Origin of the sequence: Aeribacillus composti (assembly GCF_031760945.1) — a bacterium.
Lineage (GTDB): Bacteria > Bacillota > Bacilli > Bacillales > Aeribacillaceae > Aeribacillus > Aeribacillus composti.
The window spans coordinates 2,831,048-2,852,651 of record NZ_CP134501.1 but is presented as its reverse complement, the minus strand read 5'-3'; the positions used below and the strand labels follow the sequence as shown (position 1 = coordinate 2,852,651).

At 38.9% G+C, this 21,604-nt stretch carries 18 protein-coding genes; all 18 read left to right on the top strand.

Going from position 1 to position 21,604, the window contains the following annotated elements:
* The first annotated feature begins 68 nt into the window (after positions 1 to 68).
* On the top strand, positions 69 to 1,301 hold the full coding sequence (gene ystJ / locus RI196_RS13885; protein WP_311066384.1) for an NADP-dependent malic enzyme: 1,233 nt from the start codon (positions 69 to 71) through the stop codon (positions 1,299 to 1,301).
* Positions 1,302 to 1,493: 192 nt separating this feature from the next.
* Positions 1,494 to 2,357: an acetyl-CoA carboxylase, carboxyltransferase subunit beta gene (accD, locus tag RI196_RS13880; RefSeq protein ID WP_066247816.1), complete on the top strand. Its 864-nt coding sequence runs from the start codon at positions 1,494 to 1,496 to the stop codon at positions 2,355 to 2,357.
* Positions 2,351 to 3,325: an acetyl-CoA carboxylase carboxyl transferase subunit alpha gene (accA, locus tag RI196_RS13875; RefSeq protein ID WP_311066383.1), complete on the top strand. Its 975-nt coding sequence runs from the start codon at positions 2,351 to 2,353 to the stop codon at positions 3,323 to 3,325. Before accD ends, accA begins: the two co-directional genes overlap by 7 nt.
* Before the next feature lie 179 nt (positions 3,326 to 3,504).
* Positions 3,505 to 4,464, top strand: a complete 960-nt coding sequence (gene pfkA / locus RI196_RS13870; protein WP_063387397.1) for a 6-phosphofructokinase — start codon at positions 3,505 to 3,507, stop codon at positions 4,462 to 4,464.
* Positions 4,465 to 4,513: 49 nt separating this feature from the next.
* Positions 4,514 to 6,274, top strand: coding sequence for a pyruvate kinase (pyk, locus tag RI196_RS13865; RefSeq protein ID WP_311066382.1), 1,761 nt, complete (start codon positions 4,514 to 4,516; stop codon positions 6,272 to 6,274).
* Positions 6,275 to 6,410: 136 nt separating this feature from the next.
* Positions 6,411 to 6,800, top strand: a complete 390-nt coding sequence (locus RI196_RS13860; RefSeq protein ID WP_311066381.1) for an FxsA family protein — start codon at positions 6,411 to 6,413, stop codon at positions 6,798 to 6,800.
* A gap of 301 nt (positions 6,801 to 7,101) precedes the next feature.
* Positions 7,102 to 8,220, top strand: coding sequence for a citrate synthase (citZ, locus tag RI196_RS13855; RefSeq protein WP_063387400.1), 1,119 nt, complete (start codon positions 7,102 to 7,104; stop codon positions 8,218 to 8,220).
* 96 nt (positions 8,221 to 8,316) lie between these two features.
* Positions 8,317 to 9,588 (top strand): NADP-dependent isocitrate dehydrogenase, encoded by a 1,272-nt coding sequence (gene icd / locus RI196_RS13850; protein ID WP_066247811.1) that lies wholly within the window; start codon positions 8,317 to 8,319, stop codon positions 9,586 to 9,588.
* A gap of 96 nt (positions 9,589 to 9,684) precedes the next feature.
* A complete protein-coding gene (mdh, locus tag RI196_RS13845; RefSeq protein ID WP_063387488.1) occupies positions 9,685 to 10,623 on the top strand; it encodes a malate dehydrogenase in 939 nt (312 codons plus the stop codon).
* A gap of 244 nt (positions 10,624 to 10,867) precedes the next feature.
* A complete protein-coding gene (locus RI196_RS13840; protein WP_063387489.1) occupies positions 10,868 to 11,590 on the top strand; it encodes a response regulator transcription factor in 723 nt (240 codons plus the stop codon).
* Positions 11,583 to 13,340, top strand: a complete 1,758-nt coding sequence (pnpS, locus tag RI196_RS13835) for a two-component system histidine kinase PnpS (protein WP_311066379.1) — start codon at positions 11,583 to 11,585, stop codon at positions 13,338 to 13,340. The genes RI196_RS13840 and pnpS overlap by 8 nt, the downstream gene beginning before the upstream one ends.
* A gap of 207 nt (positions 13,341 to 13,547) precedes the next feature.
* Positions 13,548 to 14,558, top strand: coding sequence for an FtsH protease activity modulator HflK (gene hflK / locus RI196_RS13830; RefSeq protein ID WP_311066378.1), 1,011 nt, complete (start codon positions 13,548 to 13,550; stop codon positions 14,556 to 14,558).
* On the top strand, positions 14,545 to 15,459 hold the full coding sequence (gene hflC, locus RI196_RS13825) for a protease modulator HflC (protein ID WP_094246329.1): 915 nt from the start codon (positions 14,545 to 14,547) through the stop codon (positions 15,457 to 15,459). The genes hflK and hflC overlap by 14 nt, the downstream gene beginning before the upstream one ends.
* A gap of 89 nt (positions 15,460 to 15,548) precedes the next feature.
* Positions 15,549 to 18,179, top strand: coding sequence for a DNA polymerase I (gene polA / locus RI196_RS13820; protein WP_311066377.1), 2,631 nt, complete (start codon positions 15,549 to 15,551; stop codon positions 18,177 to 18,179).
* Between the two features lie 63 nt (positions 18,180 to 18,242).
* Entirely contained in the window at positions 18,243 to 19,067 is an 825-nt protein-coding gene (mutM, locus tag RI196_RS13815; protein WP_130156137.1) for a DNA-formamidopyrimidine glycosylase, read from the top strand.
* 93 nt (positions 19,068 to 19,160) lie between these two features.
* A complete protein-coding gene (gene ytaF, locus RI196_RS13810) occupies positions 19,161 to 19,805 on the top strand; it encodes a sporulation membrane protein YtaF (protein WP_063387408.1) in 645 nt (214 codons plus the stop codon).
* A 20-nt stretch (positions 19,806 to 19,825) separates the two neighbouring features.
* Positions 19,826 to 20,425: a dephospho-CoA kinase gene (gene coaE, locus RI196_RS13805; protein ID WP_094246326.1), complete on the top strand. Its 600-nt coding sequence runs from the start codon at positions 19,826 to 19,828 to the stop codon at positions 20,423 to 20,425.
* Between the two features lie 151 nt (positions 20,426 to 20,576).
* Complete coding sequence (locus RI196_RS13800; protein ID WP_063387490.1) at positions 20,577 to 21,602, top strand: glyceraldehyde-3-phosphate dehydrogenase; 1,026 nt, start codon at positions 20,577 to 20,579, stop codon at positions 21,600 to 21,602.
* Positions 21,603 to 21,604 lie beyond the last annotated feature (2 nt).

Genomic DNA, 21,604 nt, shown 5'->3' with positions numbered 1-21,604 from the left:
TTTAGAAATATCTAAAAAGTGGTCTTTCCATTTTGACGATTATCCATGTTGTTAAGGAGTGATAAAGGTTGTCATTAAGAGAAGAAGCATTACATATTCATAGTGTTCAGAAGGGAAAACTTGAAACAAAATCAAAAATTCCGGTACGAAATGCAAAAGATTTAAGTTTAGCATACTCTCCTGGAGTGGCTGAGCCGTGCAAGGCAATTTATGATGATAAAAGCAAAGTGTATGAGTATACGATGAAAGGGAATATGGTGGCGGTTGTCTCTGATGGAACAGCCGTTTTAGGGCTTGGAAACATCGGACCGGAGGCAGCTCTCCCTGTCATGGAAGGAAAAGCTGTTTTATTTAAAAGCTTTGCAGGTGTCGATGCGTTCCCGATTTGTATAGATACGACAGATGTGGAAAAAATTATTGAGACAGTAAAGCTTCTTGAGCCGACTTTTGGCGGCATAAACTTGGAAGATATTGCCGCACCAAATTGCTTCGAAATTGAAGAGCGTTTAAAAAAGGAAACGAACATTCCGATTTTCCATGACGATCAACACGGAACCGCCATTGTAACTGTCGCTGGTTTATTAAATGCGTTGAAGCTGGTCGGCAAAGAGATGTCAAATATTAAAGTTGTCGCAAACGGAGCAGGAGCGGCTGGAATAGCTATTATAAAATTATTATATCGCTATGGTGTTCGTGACATTATTTTGTGCGATTCAAAAGGAGCCATTTTCGACGGACGCCCTTACGGAATGAACAGCATAAAAGCTGAAGTGGCTAAATATACAAATCATAATCGCTTAGAGGGCTCTTTGGCCGATGTAATCGAAGGAGCGGATGTTTTTATCGGTGTGTCAGTCGCAGGAGCCCTAACAAAAGAAATGGTAAAATTAATGGCGGATAATCCGATCATTTTCGCTATGGCCAATCCTGATCCGGAAATTATGCCTGACGATGCGAAAGAAGCTGGAGCAAAAGTCATTGGAACAGGACGTTCAGATTTCCCTAACCAGGTGAATAACGTTTTAGCATTTCCAGGGATTTTCCGTGGAGCATTGGATGTAAGAGCAACACATATAAATGAACAGATGAAAATGGCTGCTGCTGAAGCGATTGCTTCTCTTATTAAGGAAGATGAGCTTCGTCCTGATTATGTTATTCCGGCGCCGTTTGATCCAAGGGTTGCACCATGTGTTGCTGCAGCTGTTGCGAAAACGGCAATGGAAACAGGTGTTGCACGCATAAAAGTAGATCCGGAAGAAGTTGCGGAAAAAACAAGAAAGCTTGCTATTATTGGAAAATAAAAGCGGCTACAAATGGCGAAAGAATGAGAAACCTCTCTTCTCTGCTGTTGGGAGAAAGAAAAATATGATATATTTATAATATTTGAATACCTCTCAAAAGATATAGGAAGAAGATCCGGAAGATTTAAGATTGATTGAAGGTGTCATCCCTTGCAATGAAGACATTATTCAGCCAAAAAGGGAGGTTCTATTTTGATAAAAAACATTTTTTCAAAAAAGAAAAAATATGCATCGATCCCTTCCGGACATGCAAAATATGATGTTCCTGAAGGTATTATGACAAAATGTCCAAAATGTAAAAAGATTATGTACTCAAAAGAAATTGAAAAAAATTTGAAAGTGTGCAACAACTGCGGCTACCATTTTCAAATGGGAGCGAGAGAAAGAATTGCCAGCCTTTTAGATCATGGCAGCTTTTTAGAATATGACAGCGATATGCGTTCTGAAAACCCTCTTAATTTTGAAGGGTATTTAGAAAAGCTAGAAAAAGACAAAGAGAAAACGAAGCTAAATGAAGCTGTCGTGACAGGCGAAGGAACAATCGGCGGATTTCCAGTAGTGATTGCCGTTATGGATGCGAGTTTTCGCATGGGGAGCATGGGTTCGGTAGTTGGAGAAAAAATTACAAGGGCAATTGAAAAAGCGAAGAAAAAAAACATCCCCTTTATTATTTTCACAGCTTCAGGCGGTGCTCGTATGCAAGAAGGCGTCCTCAGTTTAATGCAGATGGCGAAAACTAGCGCTGCTTTAAAATTATTCAGCGATGAAGGCGGACTCATTATTTCGGTTATGACCCATCCGACTACAGGGGGAGTATCGGCTAGCTTCGCTTCTTTAGGTGACTACAATTTTGCCGAGCCTGGTGCATTAATCGGTTTTGCAGGGCGCAGAATCATAGAACAAACGATCAGAGAAGAGCTTCCGGAAGATTTCCAAACTGCTGAATTTCTGCTGAAGCATGGGCAGCTTGATTCTGTATTGCACCGCCACCAACTGCGGGATACGTTAATCAACCTCTTGGATATACACCAAGCAAAGGGGGATGTAGATTGGTAGGAGAACTGGAATTTGAAAAGCCGATTATAGAATTAAAGAAAAAAATTCATGAATTAAAGGAATTTACAAAAACAGCGGATGTAGATTTGTCGGCTGAAATTGAAAAGCTGGAAACAAGACTAAAAAATTTAGAAAAGGAAATATATGATCACCTCTCCCCGTGGAATCGCGTCCAAATCGCACGCCATCCGAATCGCCCTACAACGCTTGATTATATTGAGCTGTTATTTGAAAATTTTTTCGAATGCCACGGAGACAGATATTTTGGTGATGACGAAGCGATTGTAGGAGGCGTTGCAAAATTTCATGGGATCCCTGTAACGGTAATCGGGCAGCAAAGAGGAAAAGATACGAAAGACAATATCCGAAGAAATTTTGGTATGCCGCATCCTGAAGGTTACCGTAAAGCATTGCGCCTTATGAAACAGGCGAACAAGTTTAACCGCCCTATTATTACATTTATCGATACAAAAGGAGCTTACCCAGGAAAAGCTGCAGAAGAGCGGGGACAAAGTGAAGCAATTGCCAGAAATTTGTTTGAAATGGCCGGTTTTTCTGTTCCAATTATATGTATTGTCATTGGAGAAGGGGGAAGCGGCGGCGCATTAGCATTAGGAGTAGGAAATCATATATATATGTTGGAAAATTCTACTTATTCAGTTATTTCTCCCGAAGGGGCTGCCGCCCTATTATGGAAGGATGCCGGCTTAGCTAAAAAAGCGGCAGAAACAATGAAGATCACTGCCCAAGATTTAAAAGCGCTTGGTGTCATTGATGATATCATTCCGGAAGTAAAAGGCGGGGCACATAGGGATGTCCAATTGCAAGCTAAACACATTGAACAGGCTTTAAAACGTTCATTAAAAGAATTGACCAATATGAGCGGAGAAGAGCTGATCAGGCATCGGTACGAAAAATTTAAAAGTATTGGGGCCGTTATTGACGAACAAGTGACAAATACGCAGTAACGTGCGCTCCTTGATGGAGCCGCACGTTATTTTTTTATTTTTATCTTTCGCATCGCTTCTTTTTGTGTATAATAATAAAGAATTTAACTATTCTAAGCTTACTATGCTCAGCGATTATCAGATAATATGATCATTATTTTATGTAAGCTTTGTTTGAGCAGTCCAAGAGAGGTGAAATTATGAAAAAAATCGGCGTTTTAACGAGCGGCGGCGATTCTCCTGGCATGAACGCTGCAATTCGTGCCGTTGTCCGCAAAGGAATTTTTCATGGATTAGAAGTTTATGGAATTTATAATGGTTACTCAGGTCTTATTTCGGGAAAAATTCAAAAGCTTGAACTTGGTTCAGTAGGTGACATCATTCATCGCGGTGGAACGATGCTCTATACGGCACGGTGCGAAGAATTTAAAACAATCGAAGGACAAAAAAAAGGAATTGAACAATTGAAGAAATTCGGGATTGAAGGTCTTGTCGTTATTGGCGGAAACGGCTCCTACATGGGCGCAAAAAAGTTGACTGAACATGGATATCCATGCGTTGGGGTGCCGGGCACCATCGACAATGACATACCTGGAACTGACTATACGATCGGTTTTGATACAGCACTTAATACGGTGATACAAGCAATTGATAAAATTCGTGATACAGCTACCTCCCATGAGCGTACATACGTAATAGAAGTAATGGGTCGGGATGCCGGTGACATCGCTTTATGGTCCGGGCTTGCCGGAGGTGCGGAAACCATTTTAATTCCGGAAGCAGATTTCAAAATAGAGGAAATCATCGATCGATTAAAACGAGGCCATGAAAGAGGGAAAAAACATAGTATTATTATTGTCGCTGAAGGTGTGGGAAGCGGCGTCGAAATAGGCCAAAAGATCAAAGAGATGACAAACTTTGAAACGCGTGTTTCTGTATTAGGCCACATTCAACGCGGCGGATCGCCTACCGCATTTGATAGAGTATTGGCAAGCAGACTAGGCGCTTATGCGGTGGAACTGCTTCTTAATGGTAAAGGCGGACGATGTGTAGGCATCCAAAATAATCAGCTTGTGGATCATGACATTTTAGAAATTTTGGATCAGCCTCATACGGTTGATAAGTCAATGTACAAGCTTTCAAAAGAACTTTCTATATAAAGTATGAACATGGGATCGTTTTCATAATGTTTAGGAGGTATGCCAATTTATGCGAAAAACGAAAATTGTTTGTACAATAGGTCCTGCAAGCGAGAGCATCGAAATGTTGGAAAAACTAATTAAGGCCGGCATGAATGTGGCTCGGCTCAATTTTTCGCATGGAGATCATGAGGAGCATAAAGCGAGAATTCAAAACATTCGGGAGGCAGCGAAGCGCTTGGGCAAAAGTGTTGCAATATTATTGGACACAAAAGGCCCTGAGATTCGAACGCATACAATGGAAAACGGGGAGATACAATTAGAAGCAGGATCCCGCCTTCTTATTTCAATGGAAGAGGTTGTCGGCACGAAAGAAAAAATTTCGGTTACATATAAAGGATTAATCAATGATGTGTCCGTTGGTTCTAAAATATTGCTTGATGACGGATTAATTGGTTTAGAAGTTACAAAGATTGATAAAGAAAAACAGGAAATTGAAACGAAGGTATTAAACAGCGGAATTTTGAAAAATAAAAAAGGAGTCAATGTTCCCGGAGTTAGTGTCAATCTTCCTGGAATTACGGAGAAAGATGCAAAAGATATTTTGTTTGGCATTGAGCAGGGAGTCGATTTTATCGCTGCATCATTTGTTCGCCGCGCTTCCGATGTATTGGAAATTCGTCAACTGTTGGAGGAACACCAAGCTGACGATATTCAAATTATCCCGAAAATAGAAAATCAAGAAGGCGTTGACAATATTGATCAAATTTTGGAAGTTTCCGACGGGCTAATGGTTGCTCGAGGAGATTTAGGAGTAGAAATTCCCGCTGAAGATGTTCCGCTTGTCCAAAAGGAACTGATTCGCAAATGCAATCAATTAGGAAAACCTGTTATTACTGCTACTCAAATGCTTGATTCGATGCAGCGAAACCCAAGACCTACCCGGGCGGAAGCCAGCGATGTAGCAAACGCTATTTTTGATGGAACCGATGCAATTATGCTTTCAGGCGAGACAGCTGCCGGTTTATATCCGGTAGAAGCAGTGGAGACGATGCATAAAATTGCTTCCCGCGTTGAACAAGCTTTAGATTATCGCCAAGCCTTAACGAAACATACGAAAGTTGCTGATTCAACGATCACAAATGCAATTGGACAATCAGTAGCTTATACGGCGATTAATTTGGACGTTTCGGCCATTATCACGCCAACAGTCAGCGGCTATACGGCCAAAATGATTTCGAAATATCGGCCAAAAGCGCCGATTATTGCAGTAACATCCAGCAGTAAAGTATGCCGTAAGCTTGCCCTTGTATGGGGTGTGCATCCAACAATAGGACAAATTGCTACAACAACAGATGAAATGCTTGACATAGCTGTGCGTGAATCTATAAACACTGGAATTATTACACATGGAGATCGAGTGATTATTACAGCCGGAGTACCTGTAGGAGAAACAGGTTCCACAAATCTGATGAAAGTCCATGTTGTTGGCGATGTTTTAGGAAAAGGTCAAGGGATTGGACGAGCATCGGCATTTGGAAAGGTTATCGTTGCAAAGAATAGTAAAGAAGCTGTTGAGAAAATGGTGAAAGGTTCAATTCTCGTTACGAATGGGACCGACATAGACATGATGGAAGCGATTGAAAAAGCAGCTGCACTTGTTACGGAAGAAGGCGGCTTAACGTGCCATGCGGCCGTAGTCGGTTTGAGCCTTGGCATTCCAGTCATTGTCGGGGTAGAAAATGCAACAGAAATTTTGAAGGATGGTATGGAAGTCACTGTGGATGCAATACAAGGGATGATATATAAAGGACATGCGAGCGTTCTATAATTTTGCTTGAAAGGAGAAGGATTTCAGTTCCTTCTCTTTTTTTGTATAGTAAAGATTAAGAAACGAGTATTTTACATCTCTCTTTTGTATAGTAAAGAGTAGGGAACGGGTATTTTATATATGGAGGAGATAGCATATGCGAACATTATTGATTTTTTTTATTGTTGCACCGGCTTGTGAAATAGGGGTTTTGCTTTTATCTGGAAAGACGATCGGGGTGCTTCCGACTGTGCTATTGATTATCTTAACAGGCTTTGTTGGGGCTTATTTGGCGAAAAAACAAGGAATTCAGGCTGTGCGAAATCTTCAAAAGGAAATTCAATATGGGCGCATTCCAAGCAATGCCATTTTGGATGCAATTGCTATTTTAGTCGGAGGAATCATGCTATTGACGCCGGGATTTATTTCGGATATCGTCGGTTTGTTTCTTTTATTTCCAATCACAAGAAATTGGGTAAAGCCTTTTCTTATTCAATTCATAAAAAAATGGATTGATAAACATACGATCCATATTATTCGGCCATAATTCAATAAAAGATTTATTATGCTGAAATAAGTAATTCTTATTCAATTCTATAAGATTTTTTTATTAAAAAAAAGAATTCCGTAAAAAATATCTTATTTATCTGATTCACAAAAGTCTGATAATTGTTTATAATAGAGGTGTATTTTTTAATTCATATGTTTGGTGATCATTTCACTGATAAAAAATATTTCACAAAAGAAATGAAAGCATTTTCTTTTTGTGAAAAAATGAAAGTTTTATGAATTTTGTTTATTTCTATTTGAATTGCAGTTGAAAATTTTTATGTAAAGGGGAGATAGCCATGACAGCAACGCGTGGACTAGAGGGCGTGGTAGCCACAACTTCATCAATAAGTTCTATTATTGATGATACATTGACATATGTTGGTTACAATATTGACGATTTAGCTCAAAACGCAAGCTTTGAAGAAGTTGTTTACCTGCTTTGGCATCGAAAGCTTCCGAATAAGGAGCAATTAGAGGAATTAAGAAAGCAGCTTGCTGAGAATGCGTCGATACCGAATGAAATATTAGAACATTTTAAAACTTATCCGATTGATAAAGTACATCCGATGGCAGCTTTGAGAACAGCTGTATCTTTGCTTGGATTGTATGACGAAGAAGCGGACAACATGTCTGATGAGGCAAATTATCGAAAAGCAATTCGATTGCAGGCGAAAATTTCTACAATTGTCGCTGCTTTTGCCCGCATCCGCAAAGGATTGGAGCCTGTTCAACCGAGAACAGATTTAGGCTTTGCCGCTAATTTCTTATATATGTTAAAAGGTGAAGAACCTGATCAAACTTCCATTGAAGCCTTCAACAAAGCGCTCGTTCTTCATGCAGACCATGAATTGAATGCTTCGACATTTACTGCAAGAGTATGTGTGGCAACGCTTTCGGACATTTATTCCGGAATTACTGCGGCAATTGGAGCATTGAAAGGACCGTTGCATGGCGGTGCGAACGAACGCGTTATGCGAATGTTAACAGAAATTGGTGAACCTGAAAATGTAGAATCTTACATTCGCGAAAAATTAGCAAACAAAGAAAAAATTATGGGATTTGGTCATCGAGTTTATCGCAAAGGGGATCCTCGTGCCAAACATTTAAAAGAAATGTCCCGCAGACTAACAGAAATCACCGGTGAAACGAAATGGTATGAAATGTCAACTAAAATTGAGGAAATCGTAACATCTGAAAAATCTTTACCGCCGAATGTTGATTTTTATTCAGCGTCTGTATACCATTGCTTAGGTATTGATCATGATTTATTTACGCCGATTTTTGCAATAAGCCGCACATCTGGATGGTTAGCCCATATTTTAGAGCAATATGAAAACAATCGATTGATTCGTCCTCGTGCGGAATATACAGGACCAGAAAAACAAGTATTTATCCCTATCGAAAAGCGCAGCTAACAGGTAAAATAGAAAAGGGATTCCTTTTTCTTCCCTGTTAAGCATGGCCATGCTTTTATACACAAATAGAGAATACATATTTAGGAGGTAATGATTGTGGCAGAAGGTCAAAAAATTACAATGACAAATGGTACTTTAAACGTTCCAAATGATCCTATAATTCCGTTTATTGAAGGAGACGGCACTGGTCCTGATATTTGGAGAGCTGCGTCAAAAGTGCTGGAAGCAGCTGTAGAAAAAGCATACAATGGCGAAAAGAAAATCGTTTGGAAAGAAGTGCTTGCTGGTGAAAAAGCTTTTAAAGAGACTGGGGAATGGCTTCCTCAAGAAACGCTTGATGTGATACGCGAGTATATGATTGCGATCAAAGGTCCGTTAACAACTCCTGTAGGTGGAGGAATCCGTTCTTTAAACGTTGCTCTTCGCCAAGAGCTGGATTTATTTGTGTGCTTAAGACCTGTCCGTTATTTCAACGGAGTTCCTTCCCCTGTAAAACGTCCTCAAGATACAGACATGGTAATTTTCCGTGAAAATACCGAAGACATCTATGCTGGCATAGAGTATGCAAAAGGGACAGAAGAAGTAAAAAAAGTCATTGAATTTTTACAAAAAGAGCTGGGAGTAAACAAAATCCGTTTCCCTGAAACGTCCGGAATCGGCATTAAGCCTATTTCTGAAGAAGGAACGAAACGGCTTGTCCGGGCGGCCATTAACTATGCAATTGAACACGGAAGAAAATCTGTCACCCTTGTTCATAAAGGGAACATTATGAAATTTACAGAAGGCGCGTTTAAAAATTGGGGATATGAATTGGCTGAGCAAGAGTTTGGCGATAAAGTATTCACATGGGCTGAGTATGACCGCATTGTTGAAAAAGAAGGAAAAGAAGCGGCTAACAAAGCGCAAGAAGAAGCAGAAAAAGCTGGAAAAATTATAATTAAAGATGCAATTGCAGATATTTTCCTACAGCAAATTCTTACTCGTCCGCGCGAGTTTGATGTAGTAGCAACGATGAATTTAAATGGAGACTACATTTCGGATGCTTTGGCTGCACAAGTAGGCGGAATCGGTATTGCTCCAGGAGCAAACATTAACTACGAGACAGGGCATGCGATTTTTGAAGCAACACACGGTACAGCACCAAAATACGCCGGACTTGATAAAGTGAATCCATCTTCCGTAATTCTTTCTGGAGTGCTTATGCTCGAACATTTAGGCTGGAAAGAAGCAGCTGATTTAATCATTCAAGCAATGGAAAAAACGATCGCTTCAAAAGTTGTCACCTATGACTTTGCACGCCTCATGGACGGAGCTACGGAAGTAAAATGCTCTGAATTCGGCAATGAATTGATTAAAAACATGGGTTAAACAAAGAACTGAGAGCTGCTTCTTTACGAAGTAGCTCTCCATTTAGATTCATTTTTGAAAAAATCACTTACATAAAAGAGAGGATGGATGCTTGAAATGGCGATTAAAAGAAAGAAAATTTCTGTCATTGGTGCTGGATTTACTGGTGCGACAACAGCTTTTTTGCTGGCAAAAAAAGAGCTGGGAGATGTTGTGCTCGTTGACATTCCGCAAGCAGAGAATCCGACAAAAGGGAAAGCGTTGGACATGCTTGAATCAAGCCCTGTTCTTGGATTTGATGCGAACATTATCGGAACATCAAACTATGAGGAAACGGCTGATTCCGATATTGTTGTGATCACGGCAGGAATTGCAAGAAAACCTGGAATGAGTCGAGACGATTTAGTGCAGACCAACCAAAAAGTAATGAAAAGCGTCACAAAAGAAGTTGTAAAATATTCCCCAAATTCCATTATCATTGTGCTGACAAATCCGGTTGATGCAATGACTTACACTGTTTATAAAGAATCCGGATTTCCAAAACACCGCGTCATCGGTCAATCTGGAGTTTTAGATACCGCAAGATTCCGCACATTTGTTGCTCAAGAATTGAATTTATCAGTCAAAGACATTACAGGATTTGTGTTAGGCGGCCACGGAGATGATATGGTGCCATTAGTTCGCTATTCATACGCAGGGGGCATTCCGTTAGAAAAATTAATTCCGAAAGAGCGCTTGGATGCGATTGTTGAAAGAACTAGAAAAGGCGGGGGAGAAATTGTTAACCTGCTTGGAAACGGAAGCGCATACTACGCACCTGCCGCATCTCTTGTAGAAATGGTGGAAGCGATTGTTAAAGATCAGCGCCGCGTATTGCCTGCCATTGCATATTTAGAAGGAGAATACGGTTTTGAAGGTATTTATTTAGGCGTTCCAACAATTCTTGGAGGCAATGGCTTAGAGCAAATTATTGAGCTTGAACTGACGGATGAAGAAAAAGCAGCTTTGGAAAAATCTGCTGAATCTGTAAGAAATGTTATGAAAGCATTAATATAGTGCATGATAGAAAAAGGAGGACATGTTATGTTCCTCCTTTTTCTTATAAAAGAAAAAAGAGAGTTTGCACAGAAAATTCGTCCGCTTTTTCAATTTTCCGCTTCAAAACCGCTCCATCATGTTTCTATCGATTCTTTAAAATCTTCTGAAAGCAGCTTTTCTTGTATTGGTTCTTTCTGCTTCGTGGACTATAATAATAATAAAGAATAATAAGAACAGTAGGAGAAAATTATTGGAGGATTTTATGAGTAAAAAAATATTAGTAGTGGATGATGAACAATCGATTGTCACTCTTCTTCAGTATAATCTTGAACAAGCAGGCTATGAAGTCATTACTGCTCAGGATGGAAGCGAAGGATTTGAAAAAGCAATTACAGATGCACCGGATTTAATTGTGCTTGATTTAATGCTCCCGAGTATAGATGGTATGGAAATTTGTAAACAGCTTAGACAGCGCAAAGTGATGACGCCCATTTTAATGCTTACGGCAAAAGATGATGAATTTGATAAGGTGCTTGGGCTTGAGTTAGGTGCGGACGATTACATGACAAAACCGTTCAGTCCAAGAGAAATTATCGCTCGGGTAAAAGCAATCCTGCGGCGTGTCAGATCAGAAGATGCTCACATGCATGTAAAAAAAGAAGCGGAAGAAAACAACATTATTATCGGTGATTTAAAAATTATGCCTGAACGATATGAAGCTTATTTTGAACAAGAAAGACTTGACTTTACACCGAAAGAGTTTGAACTGCTTCTTTATCTTGCAAAACATAAAGGCCGAGTTTTGACAAGGGATCAGTTATTAAGCGCTGTTTGGAATTATGATTTTGCCGGTGATACAAGAATTGTGGATGTTCATATCAGCCATTTAAGAGAAAAAATTGAACGGAATACGAAAAAGCCTGAATATATTAAAACGATCAGAGGTCTAGGCTACAAACTGGAGGATCCAAAGCTAAATGAGTAAGTTCCGTTCAAAACTGCTTCTTGCGTTTACAGCATTAATTATTACTGTTCTGCTTGGTTTTGGATTTATTTTAGGACAATTATTTCAATCGTTTTACTTCATCAATTATGAGAAGCAATTTAAAAAAGAAGCCGAGTTGATCAAGCTGGTCATTGAGAATGAAAAGATAGGTTCTACCGAAATGAAGCATAAAATGGAGGAAATGAGCGAAAAGTTAAACTCACTCCTTCTTTTTATGGATATGGACGGAAACATCGTTTTTAAAACAGGTCCTAGCTTTCATCAAAGCGACGAAAGATTATCAGAACTGATCTTGACCAACCACCGAAATGCAAAGGAAGGATTTCGCCTAGATCTCGATCAAGCTGATTTGTTATTTTACGGTATTCCCATCTTTCAACAAGATGAACGAAAGGGATTTTTAGTTTTCGGGACTTCCATCAAATATTTCGAAGCGATGAATAAAGAAATTTGGTTTTTCATTATAGGGAGTCTTATTGCGGCATTAACGATCATTTTAATTTTTGGCACCCGCATTATGAAGCAATATACGAAACCGATCGAATCGGCGACAGAAGTGGCGATGGAGCTTGCAAAAGGAAATTACAAAGCGAGAACATATGAAAATTCATCAGGCGACGAAACGAGTATGTTGAGCAAATCCATCAACATTTTGGCACGCAACCTTCAAGACATGACAAGAACCCAGGAATTGCACCAGGAAAGGCTGCAAACATTGATTGAAAACATGGGAAGCGGTCTTCTTTTCATTGATGAACGTGGCTATATTAGCCTTATGAATAAAGCGTTTAAAGAAATTTTTCAAATTAATCAAGAGGATTATTTATATAAATCTTACCAAGAAGCGATCGCATATAAAGAAATTATTCAAATGGTCGAAGAAATTTTTTTGACGGAATCAAATATAAGAAAGCATATTATGCTTCCTGTTAACATCGAAAGAAAGCATTTTGAAGTTTACGGTGCTCCGATCATTGGAAAAAGCGAAGTATGGAAAGGCGTCGTTCTTGTTTTTCACGATATTACCGAATTGAAAAAGCTTGAACAAATACGAAAAGATTTTGTAGCAAATGTATCTCATGAATTAAAAACACCGATCACCTCCATCAAAGGGTTTTCTGAAACATTGCTGGATGGCGCCATGAAAGATGAACAAACATTGCATTTTTTTTTATCCATCATTTTAAAAGAAAGCGAACGAATGCAATCTTTAATTCAAGATTTATTAGATTTATCAAAAATCGAGCAGCAGGGCTTTCAGCTGGAGCTTAGAAAATGCAATGTAAACGAGTTTTTAAAAGAAATTCATCATTTGCTAGATAGAAAAGCGAAAGAAAAAAATATTGATTTTATATTGGATGTTCCAGACGAGCCTGTTTTTATTGAAGGCGATCCTCATCGGCTAAAGCAAATTTTTATAAACTTAGCCAGCAACGGAATTATGTATACGCCAGCTGGCGGAAAAGTGACCCTTTCTGTTAAGGCTGGACATGATGATGTAGCCATTTCTGTTCAAGACACCGGAATTGGAATTAGAGAAGAGGAAATTCCTAGAATTTTTGAGCGTTTTTATAGAGTTGATAAAGCTAGAAGCAGAAACTCAGGTGGAACTGGTTTAGGGCTTGCGATCGTAAAACATTTAGTAGAAGCACACCAAGCAAATTTGACAGTCAAAAGCACCGTTGGTGTTGGAACGACTTTTACTGTGACTTTTCAAAGATACAATTAATAGTTTAACATAAGATTTACATCCAATTTATGCTAAGTTAACATTTGATTGCTAAAATGTCATTCGAAAACCCCTTCATCCAAGGAGCCCATTTGCAGATGGAAACAATTACGTTTCCGTCTTTTTTTTATGGCTGCGCTTTTTAAATGAAACAAAATCGTACTTTTTTCGTATGAAATAATAAATAGACAGAGATGGGGGGATATAATGGTAAGCATAAGAAGATTATTAACAATTATTGGATTTATTTTTCTGATCAGCATTCTCGGCCTTGTTGCGATTACTTCCTGGTATACTGTAGACGAGTCGGAACAAGCGGTTATTACTACATTTGGAAAAGTGGAAGAGGGTATAACTGAGCCTGGGCTTCATTTTAAATGGCCATGGCCGATTCAATCGGTAAAAAAACTATCCAAAGAAACATTCAGTTTACAATTTGGATATAAAGAGAAAGATGGAAAAGTTGAGTCTTTTCCAAAGGAAACAAAAATGATTACAGGCGATGAAAACATTGTGTTAGCAGATATGGTCGTTCAATGGAAAATAACGAATCCGGCAAAATATTTGTTCAATGCTGAAAATCCAAAGGAAATTTTGCGGGATGCAACATCTGCTTCGTTAAGAAGCATTATTGGAAGCACAAAAATTGACAATGCTTTAACGAGCGGAAAAGTGGAAATTGAAGCTCAAGTGCAAGAATTATTAAGCTCGTTGATGAAAAAGTATGATATTGGCATTTCAATCATTGCGGTCAAATTGCAGGATGTTGATTTGCCGAACGAAGAAGTTCGAAAGGCGTTTACAAACGTTACGGATGCAAGAGAAATGATGAATACGAAAATAAACGAAGCCAATAAATATAGGAATAAACGAACAAAAGAGGCAGAAGGAGAGCGCGATGCAATCATCTCCAAAGCTGAAGGGGACAGAGCGTCCAGAATTGAACAAGCGAAAGGGGAAGTCGCACTATTTAATTCTTTATACAATGAATACAAAAATTCGAAAGAAATCACAGAAAAACGTCTAATTTTAGAAACGATAGACAGCGTGCTGCCAAATGCGCAAATTTACATTATGAAGGATGATGGAAATACAATGAAGTATTTTCCTGTTCAGCCTATGCAGCAAGTGCTGCCTAATGATCAGCAAAGTCAGCAAAAAGCTGATCAATCGAGTGAGAACACGCAAAAAAGAGGTGAAAACAATGGACAAGAATGAAAAGAAAATTAATTTTGAATGGAAGAAATACATACGCCTAGGGTCTGTTATAGCCGGTTTATTTGCGTGTTTGCTATTTTTATTCAGCAACGTTTTTGTTGTGAAAGAAAATGAATATAAAGTCGTTCGTCAATTTGGCGAAGTTGTAAAAATTATAGAGAAGCCCGGCCTCCATTTAAAAATTCCTTTCATACAAACAGTTGAAAGTCTTCCAAAGCATCAATTAACGTATGATGTGGAGGAAGCGGAAATCAATACAAAGGATAAAAAACGAATATTAATTGACAACTATGCGGTTTGGAGAATCGAAGATCCGAAAGAAATGATCGCCAATGCAAGAACAGTTGTCAATGCAGAGGCAAAAATGTCGGAATTTATCTTTTCCACTGTGAGATCGGAGCTTGGAAAACTGAATTATGATGAAATTATTAATGATGAAAAGTCTTCCCGCGGGAGCCTCAATGACAAAATCACAAATATTGTTAATAACCTGCTTGAACAAAATCATTTCGGCATTAAGGTGGTTGATGTAAGAATTAAACGGACGGATTTGCCGGAAGCAAATGAAAAATCGGTATTTACTAGGATGATATCAGAGCGGGAATCAAAAGCCCAAGAATATTTATCGATGGGGGATGCAGAAAAAAATCGAATTGTTGCTGAAACGGACAGACAAGTAAAAGAAATGCTGGCAAAAGCTGAAGCTCAAGCTGAAACCATCCGCGGTCATGGAGAGGCGGAGGCGGCGAAGCTCTATAACCAGGCTTATTCAAAAGATCCTAAATTTTATGAATTATATAGAACACTTCAATCCTACAAGAAAACAATCGACGGTGAAACAGTCATCATTCTCCCGTTCGATTCTCCATACGCCAAAATATTAATGGGAGAAACAGAATAAAATCGATAAGCCATGTTTTTTCTTCTGCTGAAAGTAATGGTAGAATAGAAGGAAGGCATGGCTTTTTTAGTTGAAGGAGGCTAGTAGTAGTGACAAAGAAGCTAGTTTTAATTGATGGAAACAGTATTGCTTACAGAGCGTTTTTCGCTTTGCCGCTTTTAAATAATGATAAGGGGATTTATACGAATGCAATTTACGGCTTTACAAATATGCTGTTAAAAGTACTGGAGGAAGAAAAACCGACACATATTCTTGTTGCATTTGATGCAGGGAAAACAACGTTCCGGCATAAAACTTTTAAAGAATATAAAGGAACTCGGCAAAAAACCCCGCCTGAATTGTCGGAGCAGCTACCATTTATACGGGATTTGCTTGATGCCTACAAAATTACAACATATGAACTCGAAAATTATGAGGCTGATGATATTATTGGAACAGTTGCGAGACAAGCTGAGAAGCAAGATTTTGAAGTGAAAATTATTTCCGGAGATAAGGATTTAACACAGCTGGCAACTGAAAAAACGACCGTTTCCATCACGAAAAAAGGAATTACAGATGTTGAACCGCACACGCCTGAATCGATTCAAGAGAAGTATGGGCTAAGCCCGGCACAAATTATTGATTTGAAAGGATTGATGGGCGATCAATCAGATAATATCCCAGGTGTGCCCGGCGTTGGAGAGAAAACCGCGATTAAATTGCTGAAACAGTTTGAGACAGTCGAAAATATTTTAAATTCGATTGAAGAAGTAAATGGAAAAAAATTAAAGGAAAACTTACAAAACTATAAAGAGCAAGCATTAATGAGCAAACAGCTTGCGACAATTCATTGTGAAGCTCCTGTCGAAATAAAAATTCAAGACCTTGAGTATAAAGGCTATGACAAAGAAAAAGTAGTGAAAATTTTTAAGGAACTAGGCTTCCAATCGCTCCTAGACAAAATGGGAGAGCATGAGAATGAAGAAGCGGATGAAATGCCGACGATTAAGTTCGAAAAAGTTGAAAAGCTGTCAGACAAGGTTTTATCAGAGAAGGCAGCTCTTTTAGTGGAAATCATTGATGAAAATTATCATACTGGAGAAATCATCGGGTTTTCTATCGCAAACGAAAATGGATGTTTTTACATTCCAGCCGAAATTGCGCTACATTCAAAAGAGTTCATAGAATGGGTGAAGGACGAAACAAAGCGGAAAGTGGTGTATGATGCAAAAAAATCAATTGTGGCGCTGCGCTGGCGAAACATTGATTTAGCAGGTATTGAGTTTGATGTTCTCATTGCCTCATACATTTTAAACCCGTCTGAAACGATTGACGACATAGCCGAGCTTGCCAAGGCAAAAAATAAACATTTAGTTCAAAAGGATGAAGTGATTTACGGAAAAGGCGCTAAACGTCATATCCCTGATGAAGACATTTTAGGCGAACATCTTGCCAGAAAAGCGTTAGCCATTTATGAGCTGGAAGAATTATTAATACAAGAATTAGAAGAAAATGAACAATTTCATTTATTCAGCGAATTGGAGCTTCCGCTGTCAGCCATTTTATCTGACATGGAAACAACAGGAGTAAAGATAGACGTCAACCGTCTGAAAGAAATGGGAAAAGAGCTTGATGAACAGCTGAAGCAATTAGAAAAGGATATTCATCGTCTAGCTGGAGTGTCATTTAACATTAATTCTCCGAAGCAGCTTGGGCCGATTTTATTTGAAAAGCTCAATCTACCGGTTTTGAAAAAGACCAAAACGGGGTATTCGACCTCTGCGGACGTTTTAGAAAAATTGAGAGGACAGCACGAAATTGTGGAGAAAATTTTGCATTACCGGCAGCTCGGAAAGCTTCAATCGACGTATATTGAAGGGCTGCTGAAGGTTGTCCATCGTGATACGCATAAAATCCACACCCGATTTAATCAAGCATTAACGCAAACCGGAAGATTAAGCTCCACAGACCCGAATTTGCAAAACATTCCGATTCGCCTTGAGGAAGGCCGCAAAATTCGTCAAGCATTTATCCCTTCTAAAAAAGATTGGGTCATTTTTGCAGCGGACTATTCCCAGATTGAACTGCGAGTGCTTGCGCATATATCTGGAGATGAAAAATTGATTGAAGCGTTTCAACAAGATCTTGATATTCATACAAAAACGGCGATCGATGTGTTCCATGTTGAAGAAGATAAAGTGACCTCCAACATGAGAAGACAGGCAAAAGCAGTTAATTTCGGGATTGTTTACGGAATCAGCGATTACGGATTGTCGCAAAACTTAGGAATTACCCGAAAAGAAGCTGGTGAATTTATTAAAAAATATTTTGAAATTTATAAAGGCGTTAAAGAATATATGGATGGCATAATCCAAGAGGCGAAGCAAAAAGGCTATGTAACGACACTAATGCAGCGTCGGAGATATATTCCGGAAATTACGAGCAGAAATTTCAATATCAGAAGCTTCGCCGAGCGAACAGCCATGAATACTCCGATTCAAGGAAGTGCAGCGGATATTATCAAAAAAGCGATGATCGATATGGCGCAAGAAATTGAAAAACGAAATTTGCAAACGAGACTGCTGCTTCAAGTTCATGACGAATTGGTGTTTGAAGCGCCAAAGGATGAAATTGAAATTTTAGAAAAGCTTGTTCCGGAAGTAATGGAAAATGCCATTCAGCTAAAAGTGCCGTTAAAGGTTGATTATTCTTACGGTTCTACGTGGTATGAAGCGAAATAATTTGAAAAAGGCGGAAAGGGAAGCTCCCCCGCCTTTTTCGAGTGTAGATAAGGGGTGAACATAATGCCTGAGCTTCCTGAAGTAGAAACGATTCGAAAAACATTAAGGGAGCTTGTCATAGGAAAAGTCATCGATGAAGTTATCGTATCATGGCCGAAAATCATCAAACGTCCCGAAGACGCAGAGCAGTTTTGCCGCGTTTTGAGAGGGGAAACAATCAATGAAATCGGAAGAAGAGGGAAATTTTTAAAATTTTATTTAGATCGATATGTTCTTGTATCACATTTACGAATGGAAGGAAGATATGGACTGTATCCAAAAATAAAGCCCATTGAACCTCACACACATGTCATTTTTCGCTTTCAAGATGAAACGGAATTAAGATATCGGGATGTTCGCAAATTTGGCACTATGCATCTGTATCAAAAGGGCGAGGAGGAGAAGCATCCTCCTTTGTCCCAGTTAGGGATGGAGCCTTTTTCGGAACAATTTACTGCTGAAAGACTTATGAGCAAGCTTCAGTCTACCTCTAGAAACATCAAGACGGTTTTGCTTGACCAAAAAATAGTGGCGGGATTAGGAAACATTTACGTTGATGAAGTATTGTTTCGATCAGGCATTCATCCGGAGCGGCTGGCAAAAGATTTGACAGCGGAAAAAGTGAAAATATTGCATCGGGAAATTATTCAAACGCTGAAGGAAGCAGTTGAAAAAGGAGGAAGTACTGTCCGATCCTACGTCAATTCACAAGGGCAAATCGGGATGTTTCAACTGGACTTATTTGTCTATGCAAGAGAAAAAGAACAATGTAAAATTTGCGGAAGCCCTATCCAAAAAATAAAAATTGGGGGAAGAGGCACACATTTTTGTTCATCTTGCCAAGTGTAGAAAGATTTATGCCACCTTCTGAAGCGAACACATTTTAGGCGGTTTTCATATTACTATGTTAGCAATAAAAGGAAAGAAGGGGCATTTGATAAAATGACGGAAATCGGATCGGTTTTAATATTGGCGTTGGCAGTCAGTCTTGATAGTTTTTCTGTTGGCTTAGCGTTCGGTTTGCGTAAAGTAAAAATTCCAATTAAATCGATTATCACTATTTCATGCTGTTCGGCGATTGTGTTGCTCGCTGCGATGATGGCCGGACAAATAGCTCAAAGTGTTCTTCCTCCCTATTTTACGGATAGGCTTGGCGGAGCTATTTTCATTTTGCTTGGCATGTTTGTGTTATATTCCTTTTTCCGCAACAATGAATCAGAGGATGAGAAAGATGAGGAAAAGAGTGAAAAAACGATTTTAAATATGGAATTAAAATCGTTAGGCATTGTCATTCATATATTGAAAAAGCCTGCTGCAGTTGATATGGATCGATCTGGCGAGATTACAGGCGTGGAAGCTTTGCTGCTTGGAATCGCTCTTTCGCTCGATTCATTCGGAGCAGGAATCGGTGCGGCTTTAGCAGGGTATGAACCTTTTTTAACAGCTATTTTCGTCACTTGTATGAGCACGATGTTTGTTTATATTGGAATGAAATCCGGCCGATTTGCTTCATCCTATTCGTTTTTTGAAAAGTTTTCATTTATCCCGGGTTTATTATTAATAATGATCGGTGTTTGGGCCATGTAAGGATAAAGGAGAATGATGATATGACAATGATTATTGGATTAACTGGAGGCATAGCAAGCGGAAAAAGCACTGTGTCTGAAATGCTTAAAAAAAGAGGCATTCCAGTTATTGACGCAGATCTAATTGCAAGAGAAGTGGTAGAAGTCGGCAAAAAAGCATATACAGAGATTGTAAATGCTTTCGGAAAGGAAATATTAAACGAAGACTTAACGATCAACCGAGCTCGATTAGGCTCCATTGTATTTCAAAACGAAGATAAGCGGGAGAAGCTAAACAGTATTGTACATCCTGAGGTCAGGCTGGAAATGAAAAGGCGACAGGAACAATTGATCTCAGAAGGTGCGAAAGCAGTAGTTCTCGATATTCCCCTTCTATTTGAAAGCAATTTGAAGCATTTAGTGGATAAAGTGATTGTTGTTTATACGGAAGAAAAAAATCAACTGGAACGATTAATGAAAAGGAATAATTTTTCGAAGGAAGAAGCTTTATCACGCATCAATGCACAAATGCCTTTGAAAGAAAAAGTAAAATTTGCCGATGCAGTGATCAATAATGATGGAACATTAGAAGAAACGGAACAGCAATTGGAAAACATTCTCATGAATTGGGGAATTGGTTAATCCGCTCGTGAATAGAGCGGTTTTTTTATTTTTAGTATATATTTTTTAAGAAACGATTAAAATAATTGTTTCGTTATTTTATAAATATGATATACTAATTAACAGAATAGGAGATAAAAAGTGTAACATAATGCCGGAAGGGGATATTCACATGAGTGCTAAGGTTGCCATTAACGGTTTCGGCCGAATTGGCCGAATGGTATTCAGAAAAGCAATTTTAGAAGGAGATTTGAATATCGTAGCAATCAATGCAAGCTATCCAGCAGAAACATTGGCTCATTTAATTAAATACGATACAAACCATGGGAAATTTGAAGGAGAAGTCATTCCAAAAGAAGATCATTTAATTGTAAATGGCCATAAAGTGCTTCTTTTGAACAATCGAAATCCTATTGAACTTCCCTGGAAAGATCTAGATGTGGACATAGTGATTGAAGCGACAGGAAAATTCAACTCCCGTGAAAAAGCGATGATGCATGTTGAGGCAGGGGCGAAGAAAGTTATTTTAACAGCACCTGGAAAAAATGAAGATGTAACGATTGTTATCGGTGTAAACGAAGAACAATATGATCCTGACAACCATGTCATTATTTCGAATGCTTCTTGCACAACAAACTGTCTAGCGCCTGTTGCAAAAGTTCTTGATGAACAGTTTGGCATTGAATATGGTTTAATGACTACTGTCCACGCATATACGAACGATCAAAGAAATATTGATAATCCGCATAAAGATTTAAGAAGAGCGCGAGCGTGCGCCCAATCAATCATTCCGACAACTACCGGTGCAGCAAAAGCGATCGGTTTAGTTTTACCGCAATTAAAAGGAAAATTGCACGGTCTTGCATTAAGAGTGCCTACACCAAACGTCTCCCTCGTAGACTTTGTTGTAGATCTAAAACGCGATGTGACCGTTGAAGAGGTAAATGAAGCGTTTATCCAAGCTTCTCAAGGAAAGCTGAAGGGGATATTAGATTTTTCTTCAGAACCGCTCGTATCAGTTGACTACAACACAAACCCGCACTCTGCTATTGTCGACGGTTTAACGACAATGGTTATGGGAACAAGAAAGGTAAAAGTGCTTGCATGGTATGATAATGAATGGGGCTACTCTTGCCGCGTTGTGGATTTAGCAAAACTTGTAGCAAGCAAATTGAATAAATTGGCCGCAGCTGTATAAAA

What these genes read in the sequence shown, in the direction of transcription:
- citZ (WP_063387400.1), top strand. Translation starts at nt 7,102, where the DNA reads ATGACAGCAACGCGTGGACTAGAGGGCGTGGTAGCCACAACTTCATCA.
- hflC (WP_094246329.1), top strand. Translation starts at nt 14,545, where the DNA reads ATGGACAAGAATGAAAAGAAAATTAATTTTGAATGGAAGAAATACATA.
- mdh (WP_063387488.1), top strand. Translation starts at nt 9,685, where the DNA reads ATGGCGATTAAAAGAAAGAAAATTTCTGTCATTGGTGCTGGATTTACT.
- pfkA (WP_063387397.1), top strand. Translation starts at nt 3,505, where the DNA reads ATGAAAAAAATCGGCGTTTTAACGAGCGGCGGCGATTCTCCTGGCATG.
- hflK (WP_311066378.1), top strand. Translation starts at nt 13,548, where the DNA reads ATGGTAAGCATAAGAAGATTATTAACAATTATTGGATTTATTTTTCTG.
- RI196_RS13840 (WP_063387489.1), top strand. Translation starts at nt 10,868, where the DNA reads ATGAGTAAAAAAATATTAGTAGTGGATGATGAACAATCGATTGTCACT.
- coaE (WP_094246326.1), top strand. Translation starts at nt 19,826, where the DNA reads ATGACAATGATTATTGGATTAACTGGAGGCATAGCAAGCGGAAAAAGC.
- pnpS (WP_311066379.1), top strand. Translation starts at nt 11,583, where the DNA reads ATGAGTAAGTTCCGTTCAAAACTGCTTCTTGCGTTTACAGCATTAATT.
- pyk (WP_311066382.1), top strand. Translation starts at nt 4,514, where the DNA reads ATGCGAAAAACGAAAATTGTTTGTACAATAGGTCCTGCAAGCGAGAGC.
- RI196_RS13860 (WP_311066381.1), top strand. Translation starts at nt 6,411, where the DNA reads ATGCGAACATTATTGATTTTTTTTATTGTTGCACCGGCTTGTGAAATA.
- mutM (WP_130156137.1), top strand. Translation starts at nt 18,243, where the DNA reads ATGCCTGAGCTTCCTGAAGTAGAAACGATTCGAAAAACATTAAGGGAG.
- RI196_RS13800 (WP_063387490.1), top strand. Translation starts at nt 20,577, where the DNA reads ATGAGTGCTAAGGTTGCCATTAACGGTTTCGGCCGAATTGGCCGAATG.
- ytaF (WP_063387408.1), top strand. Translation starts at nt 19,161, where the DNA reads ATGACGGAAATCGGATCGGTTTTAATATTGGCGTTGGCAGTCAGTCTT.